This window comes from Acidisphaera rubrifaciens HS-AP3, from assembly GCF_000964365.1.
GTDB classification, from domain to species: domain Bacteria; phylum Pseudomonadota; class Alphaproteobacteria; order Acetobacterales; family Acetobacteraceae; genus Acidisphaera; species Acidisphaera rubrifaciens.
The window spans coordinates 1-4,180 of record NZ_BANB01000474.1; the positions used below are offsets into that span (position 1 = coordinate 1).

Below are 4,180 nucleotides of genomic sequence, written 5' to 3' on the forward strand. Positions count from 1 at the left end.
CGAGGTCATTCTGATCTCTGGCAAGGGAGATGATGCGGCCGACTGGAGCGAGGTTCTGGACCCCGCCGATCCGGTGCGTGGCGCGCGGTACGATCTGCTGCTCGCGGGACAGGGCCGCCTGCGGCGGAGCGCGTCGGCGGTGTTTCCCTCGGTGGCGCGGTTCACGCGCGTCTGCGCCTATGACCGGCCGGGGACGCGGATCGGCGGACACGATACGTCCACGCCGGTCGCGCAGCCGCATCCCCTCAGTCAGGATGTTCGCGACCTGTCGCGGCTGCTGACGGCGGCGCACGAAGCTGGCCCGTATGTTCTCGTCGCCAACTCGTACGGCGGGTTGATCGCCCTGCTGTACGCACGGACGCATGCCGGCGAGATCGCGGGGCTTGTCATGGTCGATGGCGCGACCGAGCGCATGCGGGAGGTCCTCGGCCCGGCGAAGCTCGCGCGTTGGGACGCAAGCAACCGCGTATCCTCCCCGGCAATCCCCGAGGCGGTCGAACTCGCGGACGCCTTTGAGACCATCGGCGCGGCGCCTCCCGTCCCCCTGTGCCCGGCCGTCGTGCTGAGCGCCGGCAAGCCCTGGCCGCCCGCGCCGCCTGATCCACCGGGGAGCGCACGGGGCGACGCATCGGCGACGTTCGCCGACTGGCAGGCCGCCCAGGACCTGCTGGCCGCCTCACTCAAGGCACGCCACGTGACGGTGCCGACCAGCGGCCACGCCATGTATCTCTACGAACCGCAACTGGTTGCCGACGCCATCCGCGATACGGTCCGCGAGGCCCGCAGGAACGCCTCCACGGCACCGGGCCCACGCTGAATGGCCAATCGCCGGGCGCGCCCGGTCAAGGCGTCCCGAACAGCCGTCCGTCCCACCACACCGGCTGATGCAGCCCATGCGTCACGCGCCGCGCGTCGGCGTGGCTGTCGTTGATCAGCACGTTGCGCTCCATCCGCGCCACCACGCTGGGCACGATCAGCAGCAGTGAGCGGCCGGAGCGTTGCCACGCCTCGCCATAGGCCTTGGATGCCGCGCAATCCTCGGCGTCCCAGCCCGGCAGATGCGGCGGCGAGAGCATCTCGTAGGAAACGCCCGGCGGGATCGTGATCTCGATCCAGTGCTGGTTTGGCGGCATGCGGCCGTTCCCGTGGACCAGCTTTTCCAGCATCGCCGTGCTGTAGTGCTCGGCGGCGTAGATCATCGGGCTCGCCGGGGTGTTCCACCGGCCCGGCGCGAGCTTGGAGCCCGTCGCGTCAAAAATCGGCCAGGCGCCGTGCGGGTCGCCGATACGATAGGCGGTGAGGACGCGGTCGAGCGTCTGCGCCGTCACACGGCGCTGCCGTATTTCAGACGGCCGAGAATGCCCTCGACCACCGGGCGGCCGAGTTCATTTTCCAGCACGACGTCCACCGGGCGGCGTCCGTGCAGCAGGGCGTGCGGCTCGAACATGAACCGCCGCGCCGCCTCCTCGCTGCCCCAGACGTCGAGGGCCGCCGTCCAGACGCCGGCGAGACGCGCGAGGCGCGTGCCCTCCTCGGCCGACAGGCGGCTGCCGCCGCGCACGGTCGCGTCGGCCGACGCCTTGCGCCGCCGGGCCAGGGTCGCGCGCGCGACGATGCGGAAGGCGAACTTGCTGTCCGACGGGGCGACCGACCGCACCACCCGGTCGAGGGCCGCCAGCGGCAGGCCGTTCTCCACCGCCGACATCAGCGGCAGCGGGCCGGAGGCGCGTATGCCCAGCAGGCGCGAGACGGGGTCCGCAATGGCCGGCATGGCTCACCTCATCATCGCTGTCTCATCCGGGACAGAAAATGGGCTCGCCCGGGAGCCGCGGCAATCCCCCCGCTACCCCGCCTGCCGCTCCACCCGCGCCCCGCAGGCGGCGAGCTTGCGTTCCAGCGCCTCGTAGCCGCGGTCGAGGTGATAGACGCGGTTGATCACCGTCTCGCCGCGCGCCGCCAGCCCCGCCAGCACCAGGCTCACGGACGCGCGCAGGTCCGTCGCCATCACCGGCGCGCCCGACAGCGCCGGCACGCCGCGCACGATCGCGCTCGCGCCGTGCACGTTCACCCGCGCGCCCATGCGCGCCAGCTCCGGCACGTGCATGAAACGGTTCTCGAAGATCGTCTCCGTCACCATCGCCGCCCCCTCGGCGACCGACATCAGCGCCATGAACTGCGCTTGCATGTCGGTCGGGAAGCCGGGATAGGGCTCGGTCATCACGTCCACGCCGTGCAGGCCGTTCAGCCGCCGCACGTCGAGGCCGTGCGCGTCCTCGGTGATCTCCACCCCCGCCTCGCGCAGGATGCGCACCACCGCGCCCAGATGCTCGAGCCGCCCGCCGCGCAGATAGACGCGCCCGCCGGTGATCGCGGCGGCGCAGGCATAGGTGCCGGTCTCGATACGGTCGGGCACCACGCTGTGCGACGCCGCGTGCAGGCGCGCGACCCCTGCGATCTCAAGCTTGTCGGTGCCGATGCCGCTGATGCGCGCGCCCATGGCGGTGAGGCACGCCGCGAGGTCGCCGATCTCCGGCTCGCGCGCGGCGTTGACCAGCACCGTCTGCCCCTCGGCGAGGGAGGCCGCCATCAGCGCGTTTTCGGTGGCACCGACGGAGACGAAGGGAAACACGATGCGCGCGCCCGACAGCCGCGTGCGCCCGGGGGCGAGGCGCGCGTTGATGTAGCCGCCGTCGAGGTCGATCACGGCGCCCATCTGCTCCAGCGCCTTCAGATGCAGGTCGACCGGCCGCGTGCCGATCGCGCAGCCGCCGGGCAACGATACCCGCGCCTCGCCGGTGCGCGCCAGCAGCGGGCCGAGCACGAGGACGGAGGCGCGCATCTTGCGCACGATGTCGTACGGCGCCTCGGTGCTGGTGATGCGCCCGCCGATCGACAGCGTCCGCCCCTCGGCATCCACCGGCTCCACCGCGATCCCGTGCTGCGACAGCAGCGCCGCCATGGTGTCGATGTCGGCCAGCCGCGGCACGTTCGACAGCGTCAGCCGCTCGTCGGTCAGCATGCCGGCGGTCATCAGCGGCAAGGTCGCGTTCTTCGCCCCGCCGATCGGGATCTCGCCGGACAGCGGATGGCCGCCGCGGATGCTGATGCGGTCCATGCGCGCGCCCCTTAAAGCCGCGGCAGCGCGACGCCGCGCTGATGCATGTATTTGCCCGCACGCTCGGCATAGGACGTCTCGCACGGCTCGTTGCCGAGCAGGAACAGGAACTGGCAGATGCCCTCGTTGGCGTGGATCTTCGCCGGCAGCGGCGTGGTGTTGCTGATCTCGATCGTCACCTGCCCCTCCCATTCCGGTTCAAGCGGCGTCACGTTCACGATGATGCCGCAGCGGGCATAGGTGCTCTTGCCGAGGCAGACCACCAGCACGTCGCGCGGGATGCGGAAATACTCGACCGTGCGCGCCAGCGCGAAGCTGTTGGGCGGGATGATGCACGTGTCGGTCTTGCGGTCGACGAAGCTCGCCGGCGTGAACGCCTTCGGGTCGATCACAGCGCTGTCGACGTTGGTGAAGATCTTGAACTCGTCGGCCACGCGCGCGTCGTAGCCGTAGCTCGACAGGCCGTAGCTGATCACCCCCTCGCGCCGCTGCGTCTCGGTGAAGGGCTCGATCATGCGGTGTTCGGTCGCCATGCGGCGTATCCAGCGGTCCGACATGACGGTCATCGTGGCAATCTCCGGGCCAGTGGCGGCCAAGGACGGGCGACGGGAAGGAAAACCGCGAAAAAGGACGCGACCTCGGGATAGCGACCCGCGGCGATGCCACGCAATCCCGTGCCGGTGGCGGCAGAAATCATCCCGCGTCGCCGCGCGACGACGTCTCCGGGGCATCGCCGGTCAGCGCGGCGGTCGCGGCGCGGGCGCGGGCCTGCTGCTTGCGCCGGTGCAGGTTGGCGCGCAGGCAGTCACGCAGCCCGGCCTCCCGCCCCGCCGCCCCGCCTGACACCCCGCCGGACGCCGCCGCCGGGGTTCGCGGTTGCCCGTTCCGTTGCCCGTCCCGCTGGCCGTCCCGTTGTCCGTCCCGCTGGCCGTCTTCCCGCTGATCCACCGCACCTCTCCCTGGCCGCCCTGCGCCGCGCGCTTGTCGCATCCGGCGGCCGGCCGGCCAAGCATTGCCGGCCGGCCGCGCCTTGACCCGCGTCAATGCGCCGCCCCGCACGCACCG

Annotated in this window: 6 protein-coding genes; 1 reads left to right on the forward strand and 5 read right to left on the reverse strand. The window is 71.6% G+C overall.

Translation table 11 applies throughout. The features are described from left to right. The coding region (locus B8460_RS13220; RefSeq protein WP_048862074.1) for an alpha/beta fold hydrolase at positions 1-817 on the forward strand (817 nt) is incomplete at its 5' end. Between the two features lie 25 nt (positions 818-842). On the opposite strand, the gene B8460_RS13225 is transcribed toward B8460_RS13220, so the two are convergent. The 5 genes from B8460_RS13225 to B8460_RS23070 form a co-directional block, all read right to left on the reverse strand. Then, positions 843-1,328, reverse strand: coding sequence for an RES family NAD+ phosphorylase (locus B8460_RS13225; RefSeq protein ID WP_048862075.1), 486 nt, complete (start codon positions 1,326-1,328; stop codon positions 843-845). Next, a complete protein-coding gene (locus B8460_RS13230; RefSeq protein ID WP_048862076.1) occupies positions 1,325-1,771 on the reverse strand; it encodes an antitoxin Xre/MbcA/ParS toxin-binding domain-containing protein in 447 nt (148 codons plus the stop codon). The genes B8460_RS13225 and B8460_RS13230 overlap by 4 nt, the downstream gene beginning before the upstream one ends. A 72-nt stretch (positions 1,772-1,843) precedes the next feature. Further along, on the reverse strand, positions 1,844-3,115 hold the full coding sequence (gene murA / locus B8460_RS13235) for a UDP-N-acetylglucosamine 1-carboxyvinyltransferase (RefSeq protein ID WP_048862077.1): 1,272 nt from the start codon (positions 3,113-3,115) through the stop codon (positions 1,844-1,846). Between the two features lie 11 nt (positions 3,116-3,126). After that, positions 3,127-3,681, reverse strand: a complete 555-nt coding sequence (dcd, locus tag B8460_RS13240; RefSeq protein WP_048862078.1) for a dCTP deaminase — start codon at positions 3,679-3,681, stop codon at positions 3,127-3,129. 127 nt (positions 3,682-3,808) lie between these two features. After that, positions 3,809-4,180 (reverse strand): hypothetical protein (locus B8460_RS23070; protein WP_206742654.1); only part of this gene is annotated, 372 nt, incomplete at its 5' end.

What these genes read in the sequence shown, in the direction of transcription:
- murA (WP_048862077.1), bottom strand. Translation starts at nt 3,115, where the DNA reads ATGGACCGCATCAGCATCCGCGGCGGCCATCCGCTGTCCGGCGAGATC.
- dcd (WP_048862078.1), bottom strand. Translation starts at nt 3,681, where the DNA reads ATGACCGTCATGTCGGACCGCTGGATACGCCGCATGGCGACCGAACAC.
- B8460_RS13230 (WP_048862076.1), bottom strand. Translation starts at nt 1,771, where the DNA reads ATGCCGGCCATTGCGGACCCCGTCTCGCGCCTGCTGGGCATACGCGCC.